This window comes from Prosthecobacter fusiformis (assembly GCF_004364345.1).
In the GTDB taxonomy this organism is placed as follows: Bacteria; Verrucomicrobiota; Verrucomicrobiia; order Verrucomicrobiales; family Verrucomicrobiaceae; genus Prosthecobacter; species Prosthecobacter fusiformis.
Genome location: NZ_SOCA01000004.1, coordinates 61,218 through 75,534 on the forward strand (window position 1 = coordinate 61,218; position 14,317 = coordinate 75,534).

The 14,317-nt window shown below is 56.9% G+C and carries 11 protein-coding genes and 1 tRNA gene; 8 read left to right on the forward strand and 4 right to left on the reverse strand.

Features of this window, described 5'->3' with window-relative positions:
• The first annotated feature begins 93 nt into the window (after positions 1 to 93).
• The 3 genes from ffh (at position 94) to EI77_RS13010 (ending at position 3,844) form a co-directional block, all read left to right on the forward strand.
• The gene (gene ffh / locus EI77_RS13000; protein WP_133795720.1) at positions 94 to 1,515 is read left to right on the forward strand and encodes a signal recognition particle protein; all 1,422 of its coding nucleotides are present in this window, start codon (positions 94 to 96) and stop codon (positions 1,513 to 1,515) included.
• Between the two features lie 202 nt (positions 1,516 to 1,717).
• A tRNA-Glu gene (locus EI77_RS13005) sits at positions 1,718 to 1,792 on the forward strand.
• Positions 1,793 to 1,975: 183 nt separating this feature from the next.
• Positions 1,976 to 3,844 (forward strand): hypothetical protein, encoded by a 1,869-nt coding sequence (locus tag EI77_RS13010; protein ID WP_133795721.1) that lies wholly within the window; start codon positions 1,976 to 1,978, stop codon positions 3,842 to 3,844.
• Between the two features lie 7 nt (positions 3,845 to 3,851).
• Here the strand turns inward: EI77_RS13010 and EI77_RS13015 are convergent, their stop codons facing one another.
• Positions 3,852 to 4,544, reverse strand: a complete 693-nt coding sequence (locus EI77_RS13015; protein WP_243838848.1) for an RNA polymerase sigma factor — start codon at positions 4,542 to 4,544, stop codon at positions 3,852 to 3,854.
• 69 nt (positions 4,545 to 4,613) lie between these two features.
• Here EI77_RS13015 and EI77_RS13020 point away from each other — a divergent pair, with 69 nt between their 5' ends.
• The 3 genes from EI77_RS13020 to EI77_RS13030 all read left to right on the forward strand — a co-directional run bounded on the left by EI77_RS13020 (position 4,614) and on the right by EI77_RS13030 (position 7,782).
• Entirely contained in the window at positions 4,614 to 5,486 is an 873-nt protein-coding gene (locus EI77_RS13020; protein WP_243838849.1) for a PIG-L deacetylase family protein, read from the forward strand.
• 111 nt (positions 5,487 to 5,597) lie between these two features.
• Complete coding sequence (locus tag EI77_RS13025) at positions 5,598 to 6,683, forward strand: hypothetical protein (RefSeq protein ID WP_133795722.1); 1,086 nt, start codon at positions 5,598 to 5,600, stop codon at positions 6,681 to 6,683.
• Positions 6,684 to 6,843: 160 nt separating this feature from the next.
• Positions 6,844 to 7,782 carry a carbohydrate kinase family protein gene (locus EI77_RS13030; RefSeq protein WP_133795723.1) on the forward strand — a complete coding sequence of 313 codons (939 nt, stop codon included), beginning with the start codon at positions 6,844 to 6,846 and terminating at the stop codon, positions 7,780 to 7,782.
• Here the strand turns inward: EI77_RS13030 and EI77_RS13035 are convergent.
• Positions 7,768 to 8,580 (reverse strand): NIPSNAP family protein, encoded by an 813-nt coding sequence (locus EI77_RS13035; protein WP_243838850.1) that lies wholly within the window; start codon positions 8,578 to 8,580, stop codon positions 7,768 to 7,770. The two genes, EI77_RS13030 and EI77_RS13035, sit on opposite strands and share 15 nt — an antisense overlap.
• A gap of 106 nt (positions 8,581 to 8,686) precedes the next feature.
• Here EI77_RS13035 and EI77_RS13040 point away from each other — a divergent pair, with 106 nt between their 5' ends.
• Positions 8,687 to 8,998 carry a DUF485 domain-containing protein gene (locus EI77_RS13040; RefSeq protein ID WP_133795724.1) on the forward strand — a complete coding sequence of 104 codons (312 nt, stop codon included), beginning with the start codon at positions 8,687 to 8,689 and terminating at the stop codon, positions 8,996 to 8,998.
• 37 nt (positions 8,999 to 9,035) lie between these two features.
• Entirely contained in the window at positions 9,036 to 10,610 is a 1,575-nt protein-coding gene (locus tag EI77_RS13045) for a solute symporter family protein (protein WP_133795725.1), read from the forward strand.
• Between the two features lie 133 nt (positions 10,611 to 10,743).
• Here the strand turns inward: EI77_RS13045 and EI77_RS13050 are convergent, their stop codons facing one another.
• Complete coding sequence (locus EI77_RS13050; RefSeq protein ID WP_133795726.1) at positions 10,744 to 13,419, reverse strand: zinc-dependent metalloprotease; 2,676 nt, start codon at positions 13,417 to 13,419, stop codon at positions 10,744 to 10,746.
• Positions 13,420 to 13,481: 62 nt separating this feature from the next.
• Positions 13,482 to 14,132 carry a phosphoribosylanthranilate isomerase gene (locus EI77_RS13055; protein ID WP_133795727.1) on the reverse strand — a complete coding sequence of 217 codons (651 nt, stop codon included), beginning with the start codon at positions 14,130 to 14,132 and terminating at the stop codon, positions 13,482 to 13,484.
• Positions 14,133 to 14,317: the final 185 nt, after the last annotated feature.

A 14,317-nucleotide genomic window follows, 5' to 3' on the forward strand; every position in this document is an offset into this window, starting at 1 on the left:
AAGACAAGGTTACCTGGGAAACTCGGTTGCTTAGCCGGAGGATGATTGAATACTGAGGGTTAAACGCCGAATCCCCCAAGACTGCCCCCTGACATGTTTTCCCTTCTCACTGACAAACTCGAAGATGCCTTCCGCAAGCTGCGCGGTCTGGGCAAGATCAGCGAATCCAACGTCTCCGACGCGATGCGGGAAATCCGCATGGCGTTGCTGGAGGCGGATGTGGACTTTAAGGTCACCAAAGAACTGATTGAGGCGGTCAAGACCCGTGCCCTGGGTGAGGAGGTTTTGAAGACCGTCACGCCCGGCCAGCAGATCGTGAAAATTTTCAGCGATGAGCTGACGAAGATCCTGGGAGATGACGCCGCCGGGCTGGACCTCAGCCAGCCTTCGCGCATCCTGATGGTGGGTCTGAACGGGGCAGGGAAGACCACCACCTCCGCCAAGCTGGCTTACTGGCTGAAGAAACAGGGCAAGCGCCCACTGCTCATCGCACTGGATCTTTACCGTCCTGCTGCCGTGACGCAGCTTCAGGTGCTGGGCCAGCAATTGAATGTGCCGGTTTGTGTGCCTGCGGCGGGTGAAACGGATGTTGTTCGTGCGACGCGGGCCGCCTTGGCCTGGGTGGAGCAGCAGGGCGCGGGCATTGCGATTTTCGATACGGCAGGCCGTCAGGAGGTGGACGATGCCTTGCTCAATGAATTGAAGAAGGTGCGCGACCTGGTGAAGCCGGGTGAGACGCTTTTGGTGGCGGATGCGGCGACGGGTCAGCAGGCCGTGGCTGTGGCCAGCAAGTTCAATGAAACGGTGGCCCTGACTGGCCTCATTATGACCAAGCTGGATGGTGATGCCCGTGGGGGTTCCCTGCTTTCCATGCGCCAGGTCACTGGCTGCCCTGTTAAGTTCATCGGTGTGGGTGAAAAGGTGGACCAGCTTGAGGTCTTCCACCCTGACCGGATGGCCCAGCGGATTCTCGGCATGGGTGACGTCGTCAGCCTAGTGGAAAAAGCCGCGCAGGAGATCGATGAAAAAGAAGCCATGGGCATGATGCGCCGCATGGAGGAGAACAAGTTCGACTTCACTGACTTCCTCGGCCAGCTTCGTTTCATGAAAAAGCTGGGGCCGCTGGAGGGCCTGCTGGGTATGATTCCTGGCATGAACAAGCTCAAAGGCATGCCGGGTGTGGATGACAATCGCATGAAGCATGTGGAAGCGATCATCCTTTCCATGACGCCGAAGGAGCGGTCCAAGCCGGACATCATCAACGGCAGCCGACGCAAGCGTATCTCCAAAGGTTGTGGCCGTCCTGTGGTGGAGATCAACCAGCTTCTCAAGCAGTTCGAAATGATGCGTAGCCTCATGAAGAACAAAGGTGCGATGGCGCAGATGGCCGGCGGTCTCTTTGGCGGTGGTGGAGGCATGGGGGGCGGTATGCCGCAGATGCCCAAAGGCATGTTCCCTGGTGGAAAAATGCCGAAAATGGGCAAGTCGAAAAAAGGTTTCCGTCTCGGCGGCTAGTCTATTTTAAAGCGCATCTTTTGCGACGCGCTAAGATTGGAATTATGGCTTAACAAAAAGGATAATAATGAATTGAGTGTGTCAAAGTGAGCCGTGGCCCCTGGAGTACCTCGTTTTTGAAAAAGAAGTTCAGAAAAAGACGAAATTCCTCTTGCACGGATTAGATTCTCAGCCATTATAACGGCCCGCTCAAACTGAGCATGACCCCTTCGTCTAGCGGTTAGGACACATCCCTTTCACGGATGCGACACGAGTTCGATTCTCGTAGGGGTCGCCAACTTCCCAGGCTATAAGCCGGGAAGCAAGGCAAGAAGGCTATCCAAGCACTTCACACTGCCAATGCTCATCCCCGAAAATACACTCTGGGATACTCTACTCATCACCTGCACGGAGCATGTTTTTCCCTGACCTGATCTGGAGCAGGCAAGAAAGTCTATGAGGATGCGTATTCCCGGCCTTCATGATATCTATACTCCCCCGAGCCCGGCCCTTCACCTATCAGGGCATTCTGGCGGCGCTCTTATTCCTGGCTGGGGATCTCCAGGCTGCACGGACTTGGCATGTGGATGCTAACGGGGGAGATGATGAGCGGGATGGGCTTTCCTTTGCCACTGCCTTTCGGAGTATCCAGCACGCTGCGGACTTGGTGGGGCCAGGGGATGAGGTGATTCTTCATCCGGGTGTTTATGCTGCGCCGGTGACCCTTCGTCGGCATGGGAAAGAGGATGCTCCAGTCACCTTCCGGGCGGACAAGGTCGCTAAAAATCGTGTCGTGTTGACGGGTGCGAATACGGACTTACTGAGCAATCCGGGTGGATGGACCTTGGAAGATGAAAGCCTGCGGCTATACTCCAGGAGTTATACAGGCAAAGAAGCGGGACGGGTACTCTATGATGGTGCGGATCTGTATCCGTATTCTACCCTGGATGGCTTAAAGGCCTATACCACGGAGGCGGGGCCTGGGCCGCGTCACGGATACTTTCACGATGTGGCTGCGGGCAGGCTATACCTGCGCCTTCATGCTTCCGGCAGGTATGGATCCTCGGACCCGTCTGCACATCGGATCGCTGTCGGGAAGCGGGATGGATTTGGCATGATGCTGCCCGGAAAAGGTCCCGGATACGTCATCATTGAGGGTATAACTTTCGAGACACCGGGGGACTCTGCCATTTATACTGAAGTCAGTTGTATCACCGTGCGTGATTGCTGGTTTTTTGGCTCGCCGTATGGCGTGCGTGGCACCAATAAAGGCAGGGCACAGGAGGCTGCGGCGGGTCCTTATGATACTGCTTCTGAAGTGCTGATCGAGCATTGCGAATACACAGAAATATCCTCCTTTGACGATGTGAGCGATTTGCTCAGAGCACGCCAAGCTGTGAAAGCAGACGAACAGGCGGAATGGTCGGATATCTGGCACCGCAAAACGACAGGAAAACATGGGTTGCCTGCGGATAAGAAGAACTATGAAAACGGTATCGCCGTGCGCATGGGGCGCGGTTGGCGTGTCTCTCACAATGACATCCACGACTGTTTTGAGGGGCTGGCTAATGATGGCATGGATCTGAGTGTGGATACCTGGATCCATGACAATGTCTTTGCGCGGATCTGTGACAATGCCATTGAGACGGAAAATCACGCCCGTGATGTGCGCATCTTTAACAATGTGTTTCTGGATGTGCTGGAGCCTGTGTCCTGGCAGCCGCTGGGAGGGCCGCCCTGGCCGGGGCCGGTGTGGTTTTACCAAAACGTGGTGGCGAACACTCCCGAAATGGCGGCTCTATGGGGAAATCCACCTCATGAAACCAGGGGCATTTTCAAAATGGGCATCTCACTGAAGAACTGGCACGATGGTAAAAGCGTGGGCGTTTCCAAGACCGATCTGGCGGTGCCGGAGCCGGGATTGCTCTTTTTTAACAACACCCTTTTCTTTCCTGGGGGGCGGCTGTTCAGTCTTCTCGGCAGCCGAGATGTACCGGTGGCCAATGTCATTTTTGCCAATAACCGCATCGCCACTGATTTCGTGGCTTCCCGTCAGCCAGAGTCGGATCTAAAGCCGGGGCACTTTAAATTTTTTAACAATACGGTCTTGGATTGCCGAGGCGCTCAAGAAGTGGCCGGGAAAGGCGGGGAAGTTGTGTCGGATTTGGATGCGATGGGTTGGGTTGATCCCATGGCTCAAAACTTCCATCGCAAGCCGGGTGCGGCCCGGGCCACTGATGGAATCAAAATGCCAGGACAGGATTTCGTGCTGCCGGATTCTGGTGCGCTGATGCCTGGCGAGGGATGGTATCCGCCGAAGGTCGGTCCTCGGGTTGATACACAGCCGTGATCCTGCCTCAGGCCACATCTTCGCCCAGATAAGCCGCGAGGTGCTTTCGCAGTTCTGTCCGGGCGCGGAAAAGGAGACTCTTGACCGCAGGCAGTGACATTTTCAGGATCTCGCAAATCTCCTCATACGGCAGTTCTTCATGGCGGCGGAGCACCACGGCCAGACGCTGCTTTTCTGGCAGCGAGGCGATGGCTTTGTCCAGTGCGGATTCCAGTTCGTCCTGTTGGGTCAATTGATCGGCCGCAGGCGCTGTGTGGTCTGTAAATTGGAGTGGGGCGTGGTCATCATCCTCATGCTCCAGAGGCACCTCTTTGCGCCGGGAACGGCGGCGGGTTTCGTTGAAGACGAGGTTGCGCAGGATGGTGAAAAGCCAGGTGGTGAATTTGGCCGTCGGTTCATAGCGCGGCGCACTTTTCCACACTCTCAAGAACACCTGCTGAGCAATGTCGTGCGCATCATCCACATTTCCAAGCATGCGGCAGGCAGTGCCGATGACCATATTTTGGTGCAATTCCACCAGGCGCTCAAAGGCATGCACATCGCCTTCCTTTACACGCAGCATCAACCGCACATTTTCCGTGTCATCGGAAAATGTCACATCGTCCGCTCCATCAGAGATGGGCGGGGTGGGGGTGGCGGGCCATTCCGGATCCGGCATGACAAGGGTGGGCAACAGGCTCACGACGCTATAGGCGGTCATCGTGGCTATCAACCGCGCTCCTTGGCATTGGTTGCAGATTTGTCGCAAATGACTGTGATTGCATCTCTCGTGACTTTGCGCTTTAAGGAGCCAGTGACCTTCCGCCATCCAAAACACGACGTTTTTATTCCTGATCAGATTGACCCTTGGACGGCGCTGCGCCGGGTGACCCACCTGGGCATTGTCTCCCACCAGGATGATCTGGAGATCGCCGCTTACCAGGGAATCACAGAGTGCTTTCACAGTGCCAACCAGTGGTTTGGCGGGGTGGTGGTGACGGACGGCTCCGGCAGTCCGCGCAAAGGGCCCTATGCGGACTATACAGATGATGAAATGCAGAAAGTGCGGCTGGTGGAGCAACGCAAGGCGGCTTTCGTGGGTGAATACAGCTTCATGGCCCAGCTCGGGTATCCCAGTGAGGACTTGAAGCAGAAGTCTTATGGACCGGTTCTTGAAGACCTGCGGTTCATTCTGGAGCACGCGCAGCCGCAGGTGCTATATGTGCACAATCCCTGTGACCGGCACGATACCCACGTGGCCACCTTCCTGCGCTGCCTGGAGGCCATGCGCTCCCTGCCTGTGGAGATGAGGCCTAAAAAGGTCTATGGCTGCGAGGTCTGGCGCAAGCTGGACTGGCTGCTCCATGACGACAAGGCCATGCTCTGGGTAGATAAATACCCGCATTTGCTGCGGCCACTACTGGGTGTCTTTGACAGCCAAATCAGCGGCGGCAAGCGGTATGATTTGGCTGAAGAAGGCCTGCGCCATGCGAACGCGACTTATTTCGACTCCCATACGACGGACAAGACCAGTCTGCTGACTTATGCGATGGACCTGACCCCCTTGGTGGAGGATGACCAGATTGATGTGGAGGAATACACCCTGGGCTATGTGCGCCGCCTGGAGGCCGATGTGGCCCAGAGGTTGAAAAAATTCATCTGAAACCCGGTTTTACGCGGTCTTTTCAGCTCATCCAGAAGAATGGCATTGACGCAAAAGCCGCGTCCCAGCTAAATACATAATTCAGTAATATTTGTCGTTTCCCCTTTCATCATGAGCGAATCCGAAAACACGCCCACCCCGCCACCCCCAAGCACCCCGAAGACCGCTGCGGTGCCTCTGAAGAAGGAAACCGTGCGCATCACCCTGCGTGCGCGTCCCGGTGCCGGTGCTACCCAGCCGCGTGAATCCACCTCTCCGGTGGCCCCTGTCCCTGCTCCGTCTGCCATGCCGCCGCCGGATATGACCCCGAAGCGGTCCACAGCGCCGATCCAGCTTCCTTCCGCTCCGCTGCCGCCACCCGCGCCGAAGTCTGCCACAGCTCCCGTGAAGCTGCCTCCGGCTCCGATGGCTGTTTCCCGCAAGACGACTTCCGCCATTCCTGTTTTGGCTGCCCCGGTGCCTAGCGCACCGCCTTCCGCCTTGCCTGTGCCACCACCAGCCCGTCCTCTGGGTGCGCCTCCTGCGGCAACAGTTCCGATGGCGGCTCCTCGCCCGCCAACGATGCCGGGTGCGCCCGTGCCGCCTCCTGCTCCACGTCCCGTTGCTCCACAGGCACCGGGTGTGCCGCCGATGGCGGGTGCTGCTCCGAGGGCGCCAGTCGCCCCCGGCGCTCCCATCGCGCCAGGTGTGCCAAAAGCACCTCCTGTAGCTGGCGCTCCACGTATGGAGACAGGTGCCACGACGGCTCCCCTGAGCAAATCTGCCCCGATGCCAATGCGTCCCGCAGTGAGCGCTCCACGTGCTCCTGGCGGGGCAGGCGCTGGCACCGCACCGATGGCTGCTGGTACAGGATCTTTGCCAAAGGCAACGGTCAAGCTGCAGCAGACACAGCCGATGTCCCGGCCTAGCATTTCGGCTCCGCCGAGTGCCTCGGTCAAACGGACTGCCGCCTCAGACTCCCAGCAATTTTACGAAGATAAGGATCCTGAAGAAGGCCTGATGCCACTTTCCGTGGTCTGCCTCATTTTCTCGGCTGTGCTTCTGTTCGTACAGATGTTCGGCAGTGACCGTGTTTCCTCCAGCGCGGATTCCCCCATCATGGTGCCACCTTCTGTCCCGGCTGGCTGGGAAGTGAAGAATCCTGATGGATCTTTTGGCAACAACTTTGGCAGCCAGCTTCCAGTCCTGCCGCAGTAATCCGGCTGACCTTAGTACTTTTTGATTCGTTCCTTCTCTTCTTTTTATGATTCTTGCCTGGGTTGTATTCCTTCTTTCCGTCGCCGTGCTTGCACTGAACTTCATCGCCAAAAGTGGCGGCGCTGGTCTATAATAAGTGCGGATCGTCCAAGGGTTTCGTGTGACCTCACTCTCCGCTTCCGTGTCTTCCATGGAGGTGGTAGGAATCGGGGCCGCCACCCTGGATGATCTTTGGCTTGTTCCTGAGTTCAGCGCCCAGGAATGTGTCTCGCAGGCAGTTCAGCATATTCAAATGGGTGGTGGTCCTGTGGCCACCGCCCTTTGTGTTTTAGGGTGTCTTGGCAGGTCCACAGGGTTGATTGACTGTGTGGGAGATGATGCCTCGGGTCATGCGATTGTGGAGGGCTTGCTCTCCAATGGTGTTTCTGCGGAAGGATTGCACACCATCCCTGGAGCCCGCTCTGCTTCTGCCGTCATTTTGGTCCGACAGCAGGACGGGGCGCGGCAGATCCATTATCTTCCTTCCACTGCGGGGGATCTAAAACTGGATTCGGCGCACTTGCAGCTTATTCAAAAAGCGCGACTCCTGCATATCAATGGCCGCCATGAGGACGCGGCGCGGGAAGCCATCCAAGCAGCGAAGGCTAAGGGCGTGCTTGTTTCTTTCGACGGTGGTGCGGGGCGTTATCGGGATTCCATCCGGGATCTGGTTTTGCAGAGTGAGGTGCGAATCCTCTCGAGGGAATTTGCCAGCCGTTTTTGTGGCTGTGATGACCTGGATCATCTGTTTAAAGAGTTGCTCACTCCCCCCGCACAGGTCCTGGTCATCACGGATGGCATTGACGGCAGCCATGTCGCACTGCCGGGTGGTCATCGATTTCATCAGCCAGCGTATTCCGCTGCAACTTTGGTGGATACCACCGGCTGTGGGGACGTTTATCACGGCGCTTTTTTGCATGGCTGGCTGGAAGGCTGGTCTGCTGAGCAGTGCGCAGATTTCGCCAGCCGGATAGCTGCCCAAAATGCCGAGGGACTGGGCGGACGCTGGGTCTGCCCGTCCCTTTTGGATCATGCAAGGCAGGGCTTAGCGGATCGGTGAAAAGTCAGTCGCGCGCATGTACACACTCTTCACTCCATCGGGCTGAGGAATGGTCAGAGAACCGTCTTTTTCACTCTCACCTTTGGCGGCGATCCAGACGGGGTCTGCCCGGAAAGCGGTGAAGGAGGCCAGACCGGCTTCAGGACTGGCGTGTGACAGGATGTAGATCAGCTTGATGCCCGCATCTTTTTGCTCTGGGGCTGGGGTCCAGTAGGCGACATGGCTCATTCCATGTTTGCTGAAGAGTTTCATCGTGTGATTTTTGAAGCGTGAATGCAGCGCGTCCAGTTTCCCTGGATGGGTGGTGTAAGTGCGCAGTTCAAAGACACGCTCTCCATCACCGACGCCAGTTTTCACGGGGGGAGAATAATCGGTGGTGCTGAGAAAAAGAGACTCAGGTGGCTTGGCCAGGATCTTGCCGTTTTCCTCGCTGGCCTTGCGGGCGGCCTGCCACTCAGGGTCTTTGCCAAAGGCGGCAAAGGCTTCTTTAGCTCCTTCGATGCTTTTGTGTTTCAAGATGTAAATGAGTGTGGTGTCTGCACCGTCCTCTTTGTTAATCGGCACCCAGTAGCCGATGTTGGTGATGCCGTGTTTTTCAAACAGGCGGCAAGTGTGATCACGGAACCGCGCCAGCAGGGTGTCCAGCTTACCTTCATTGGCCGTGTAAACCCGCAATTCATAGACTTCAGCGGGAGCCGTTTCTGCCGCCGTGGCTGTGCAAGCTAGCAGGATGGAACTGACAATGGGAAGGATGTGGCGGCGCGTCATGGTGGGAATGGAGGTAAAATAGTATGTCATTCCTAACGGAAGGGATGGGCATTTAATGACAAGTTTTTATTCCTTGGGGAAGTTCATGATTTCCTCTCTTGCCATTTTCCATTGTGCTCCGTACTCTCCGCGCGTCATGCACGAAAATAAACCACCGGTGGATTGGGACAGACTTGAGGCCAAGCCTGAATTTCGCGCGCTCCTTGGACGCAAGGCTCGCTTCATCATCAAAGCCACGATCTTCTTCATGGCCTATTACTTGGCCCTGCCCATCCTGGTGGGTTACGCGCCGGAGTTAATGAAGACAAAGGTTTTTGGCGAGGTGAATATCGCCTACCTCTTTGCTCTCTCGCAGTTCTTCATGGCCTGGATCATGGCCTTTGTCTATGTGCGCGTCGCCTCGCGCTGGGATCGTGAAGCTGCGGCAGTGATTGCCGATGTGAAGTAAAGCCGCCTTTCTCTTTTATCCCTCTCCTCTTTCCTTCATGACCATCTCACTTATCATGTTCATCGGCTTCGTGGCTCTCACGTTGCTGATCACTTTTTGGGCCGCTAAGCGCAACACCGGTGCCAGCGCCTACTTTGCGGCAGGCCGCAGCATCACTGGCTGGCAAAACGGCCTCGCCGTGGCTGGCGATTATATGAGTGCCGCCTCCTTCCTGGGGATTTCCGGGATGATCTGTTTCTACGGATACGATGGCTTTATGTATTCCGTCGGCTTCCTGGTGGCTTACATCACGGTACTGCTCATCGTGGCAGAGCCACTGCGTAATGCGGGCAAGTATACGATGGCTGACTTGCTGGCTTATCGCCTTTCGCCTCGCCCTGTGCGCGCCATGGCCTCCCTGAGTACGCTCACCGTTTCCACCTTTTACATGATCGCGCAGATGGTCGGTGCGGGGGTGATCATTGAGCGTCTTATCGGGCTCCCATTCGCTCCTGCCGTCATTGGCGTGGGGGTGCTAATGCTGGTTTATGTGGTCTTTGGCGGCATGCTTGCCACCACGTGGGTGCAGATCATCAAAGCGCTGCTGCTCATGGCAGGTGCCATCCTGCTGAGCTATCTTGTACTTCAGTATCACGACTTCAGTCTGGCAGGCTTCTTCGATGCGGTGTCCAAGGCTGATTACGCTGGCACGGCGGAGCCGAAGAACCTTCTGGAACCCGGTCTTAAATTTGGCGTTGCTGTTGCTGGTCCATGGGGGCCGCTGGATCTGGTCTCCCTGGGTCTTGGTCTGGTACTTGGCACGGCCGGTCTGCCACATATCCTGGTGCGTTTTTACACCGTGCCGGATGCGAAGACAGCACGCTCCAGCGTTGTCTGGGCCATGGCCATCATCGGTGTGTTTTACATCATGACGACTTTCTTCGGCTTTGGTGCAGCCACCATCCTGAAAAAAGCCCTCATCGTCACCGAAACTGGTGCTAACAATCCTAACATGGTGGCTCCTATCCTGGCCCAGGTGCTGGGAGGTGAGCTGTTCTTTGCCTTCATCAGCGCGGTCGCCTTTGCCACGATTTTGGCAGTCGTTGCTGGCCTGACCATGAGCGCATCCGCTTCATTCGCGCATGATTTCTACTCGAACGTCATCCATCACGGCAAAGAAAACCGCCCTGGTGCCGAGGTCAAAGTCGCCCGCATCACGGCCTTTGTGGTAGGAGCGGTCAGCATCGCCATCGCCATCTTCTTGGGACCCGGAGTGAATGCCGCTTTCCTTGTCGGGCTGGCCTTCGCTGTGGCCGCCAGCGCCAACCTGCCAGTGATCATTTTCAGTGTGTTTTGGAAGCGCTTCAACACCACTGGAGCTGTCGCCGGGCTGGTCACGGGATTGGTCTCCGCCATTGCCCTCATCCTGCTCAGCCCGAACGGCGTTTTTGGCAAAGCGGGTGCAGTTTTCCCTCTGGAGAACCCAGGCATTGTCAGTATCCCACTGGGTTTCCTGGCTGCCTATCTGGGCACTATTCTGACTCCGCGTGATCTGGAAGCTGAAGCCAAGTTCTCTGAACTGACTGTCCGCGCTCACACAGGTCTAGGCGCTGAAAAAGCCAGTAAGCATTGATCTCGCCTGCGTGAAGAATCAAACCGCATGTTCTGTGAATTCAGAGCATGCGGTTTTTTGTGCCTCCAAGTGAAGCTGGATACCCGGTTTTTTAAGCGGGGGATAAGCAGGAGCTGGACCTGCCTGCCGACTTTCACTGCTGATCCAGCCCGCGTTTGATCTTGTAAGTTAGGAATAAAGCGTGAGATGGCGTGACCACCAGAGGCGGTGCACTGAGGATGGTGCGAATGCGTTCGATCTCGCCAAATGCGACGGCTTGTGCGGCTGGCAGGTAGCTGCTGCTGTTGACGATTTTAAGCAGGCGGTCCAGATACTCGCTCTGGAGGTTCTGCCTCATCGTATTGGGACCCGCCGCAGGATCTCCTGTAAAGATGGCCGTTGTGAGAGTGCTCATCACCTGGGGAAGCAGGACTTCATTGCCGTAAAGGGCGCTGTCCAGGATGCGGCGCTGAGTATCGGTATGGGTGAAATGGTCTAACAAAGACTTCTGTAATTGGGCGATGCGTTCATGCAGCTTCGGTGCCTCGTCCTCATGGCGGAAGTCAAAGCCGCGCCGCTGCTGCTGGAGGTGGGAGATGAGATCCGGTGGCAGGCTCCACGCATCTGGACTGAATGCGTATTGGCCAATGGCGGCAAGTGCGGCCTCCTGCCGGACTTTGGGTGCTGGCACATAGGGGGTGGTCCCAGGCGCCTGGCCGACAAAGGCGCGCTCCACATAAACCCCGCCGATGTAACGGGACATCGCGACAAGAGCATTGGCGGACTCGCTGGTCAGGGTGATGTAGGCCTGGGTGAGGCTGTGCCAGCTTTCATCCTGGCGCGGCTCTTTGGTGAGAAGCTCCGCCAAGCGGGCTTTGACAAGTTCGCAACGCTGGCTGCCATAGGCGACGGGGTCCGCGCTCATGTCGTAGATCATCGCGCGTGGGTCGATGCCGCTGCCGACGCTGCGCATGTCATCCGCGTCATTGCCAAAAGCCAGCTCAGGCTGATGCGAGCGGGCGGCGATTTTCTTCAGCCGTTTCACATCCGCTTCGGGATCCTCCAGCGCCTCACTGTAGCCATACTCGATGGCCCAGTGGTCATAGGGACCGGGTTTGGTGATGTAATACTCGCCCTGCTTCACGCCCAGCGGGGCGATGTTGGCGGGCATGTAATCCATGACTGAGCCGGTGAGCCCTGTCTTTGAGGTGACCTCTTTCTGATGGATGGTGACGGCATCGTAAAGATGGCTGGCGCGGAAATTATGATTGAGTCCCAGGGTATGGCCCACCTCATGCAGGACGAGCTTGATCAGGGCCTCGCGTGTCAGGTCCTTCATCTCCGCATCCGTGCCGCTGCGGAGACGCAGGGCAGCATTGCCAAAGAGGAGGCCCTGCTGGGCAAATTTGCTGTCCAGGCACAGATGCGGATCCCGGCTGCTGGCGGTGGTTGTTTCATCTTCGGCCGAGGCCAGGCCCAGCTCCGTGAAGAGGCGCTGGCTGCGCAGGCGGTTGGTCAGGAAACTGAATTCCAGCATGATGTCCGCCCCCAGGATCTGGCCGGTGCGGGGATTCACAAAACTGGGTCCGTAACCGCCAAAGGGCGGATTCGGTGAAGACGTCCAGCGCAGCACATTGTAGTTGATGTCACCCGCGTCCCAGGTCGCATTGTCCGACTGCTGCTTCACCACGATGGCGTCTTTAAATCCAGCCGTCTCAAAGGCCTGGTTCCAACGCAGCGTGGCCTCGCGGATCACATCACGGAGCTCCACCGGCGTGGTGTTTTCGATCCAGAAAACTATGGGCTGCACCGGCTCACTTAGCTTTGTGCCCGGCTTCTGTTTTACCAGATGCCAGCGGTGGATGACATCACGGAAAGGAGTAGACCCTGTGCTCGTCATGTCCGTCACCTGGGTGCTGAAATAGCCCACACGCGGATCATCAAACCGTGGTTTGAAGTCATTCACGGGCACGCGGATCAGGTTATGCTGCACCCGGATGCTGACATAACGCGGATCCGTGATTTCATCAGCCTTCACCTTGTCGTCATTGGACCAGGAGGGGGCGGCGTTTTCATAGACGTATTCCACGAGCACGGCGGTATTGTCAGGGTAGCCATTGATCTTTTGCATCTTCGTCTTCGTCTCGGACAGCTTGCCCAGAACTGCCTTGTTACCCTCGCTGCCGATGGGCTTGATCATGAGCAGGCTTTCCCGCAGAAAGAGGTTGGTGGCCGAAATCAGGTAACCATTGGCATCATCCGCGACGATGGATTCGCTGGCCATCACTGCGTGGGAGGTATTGGCCTTGGCGGCACGGGAAAGCGGATTCTGCGGATCAAAATAAAACGCCGTGTTTTCCGCGATGAACTCGATCCGCTCAAAGGTGCGGGCGATGCGGAAGATCCGTTCATCGCCATACTGCCCGCGGTTGTGCCCGGCCTGGACGACACCGTCCATGGTCTGGTTAAAGTAAATGAACTCAGGTCCCAACTGGTCCTTTTTCACATACAGATGCAGTGTGCCCTTGTCCCGGTCGAGGTAGAATTCGAACAGCCCCGTGATGTGCTGATGCCCCCGGGTGACCTCTGCCAGGGTCTTCCGTTTCGCGGTGACGGTGGGTTTGGTTCCTGTTTTTTCCTCCTTCTTTTCCGCCACGGGGGCCTTGGCTGGCTCAGGCTTCACCTCCGGCTTTTCTGGCGGCGCAGGCGGCGGTCCAGGGATGGGGCCCGGTGCTGGTTTGGGTTCCGGGGAAGGGGCCGGTTTGGGGGCTGGCTCCGCAGCGTTGAGGAAAGTCGCAAAACAGACGAGGCAGGTCAGAAGCAGGCGCATGGTGACATGGAACGCGCCAGCTTCAGCATCCCTTGGATATGTCTTGCAAAATGTCGTTTGGATTAAGCCAGCCGCGCTTGCTCAATGAATTCTTGAACCATCGTCAGGTCTTTGATGCCGGGGGCGGATTCGACACCGCTGGCGACGTCCACTCCGGCAGGGTGGGTTTGCAGGATGGCTTCGCGGATATTGGCAGGGGTGAGACCGCCGGAGAGGATGATTTTCTTTTCTGGAAACTGCTCCTGGGCGATGACCGCCAGCTCCCAGGGGAATGTTTCTCCCGTTCCTCCGTAGAGACCTGGATTGAAGGCATCCAGCAGAATGGTATCGCAAGGAAAGCTGCCGATTTGCTCCAGCGATTCGCGGTCACGCACTTGAAGGGCTTTGATCACGTGAGCTCCCGCGTCCAGCAGTTGCCCCACTTCAGTCGGGGACTCGTCTCCATGAAGTTGGAGAATGTGCACCAAAGATTCCTGGATGAGCAGATCTAGCAACGGACGATCAGGATTCACCAGAACGGCGACCAGGGTGGTTTCCGCCCGGAGTTCCGGCAGCCAGAGCGAGGCTTTTTCCACGGGCAGATAGCGCTTGGATTTGGGCCAGAAATTGATGCCCAAGGCATCTGCCCCCAGGGAGATGATGTCGCGTGCCTGCTGCTCCTGGGTGATGCCACAGATTTTGATAGCGGGGTGAGTGGCAGTGTCTGGAAACATGGGCGGAAAGTGCAGATGTGGCTTTAAGGCGTCAGGAATGGGATGCGATAAAGTGGGAGAGTGAGTAAAAACTTTCCTCTTTGAGAAGCAAGTTTAACGATTCTTAAGTTTACAATTTCCCCCAAGAGGCATAAAACATGCTGAGTATGAGATTCCTGTGCAATTTGCGCGAATCTCGTGTCAGC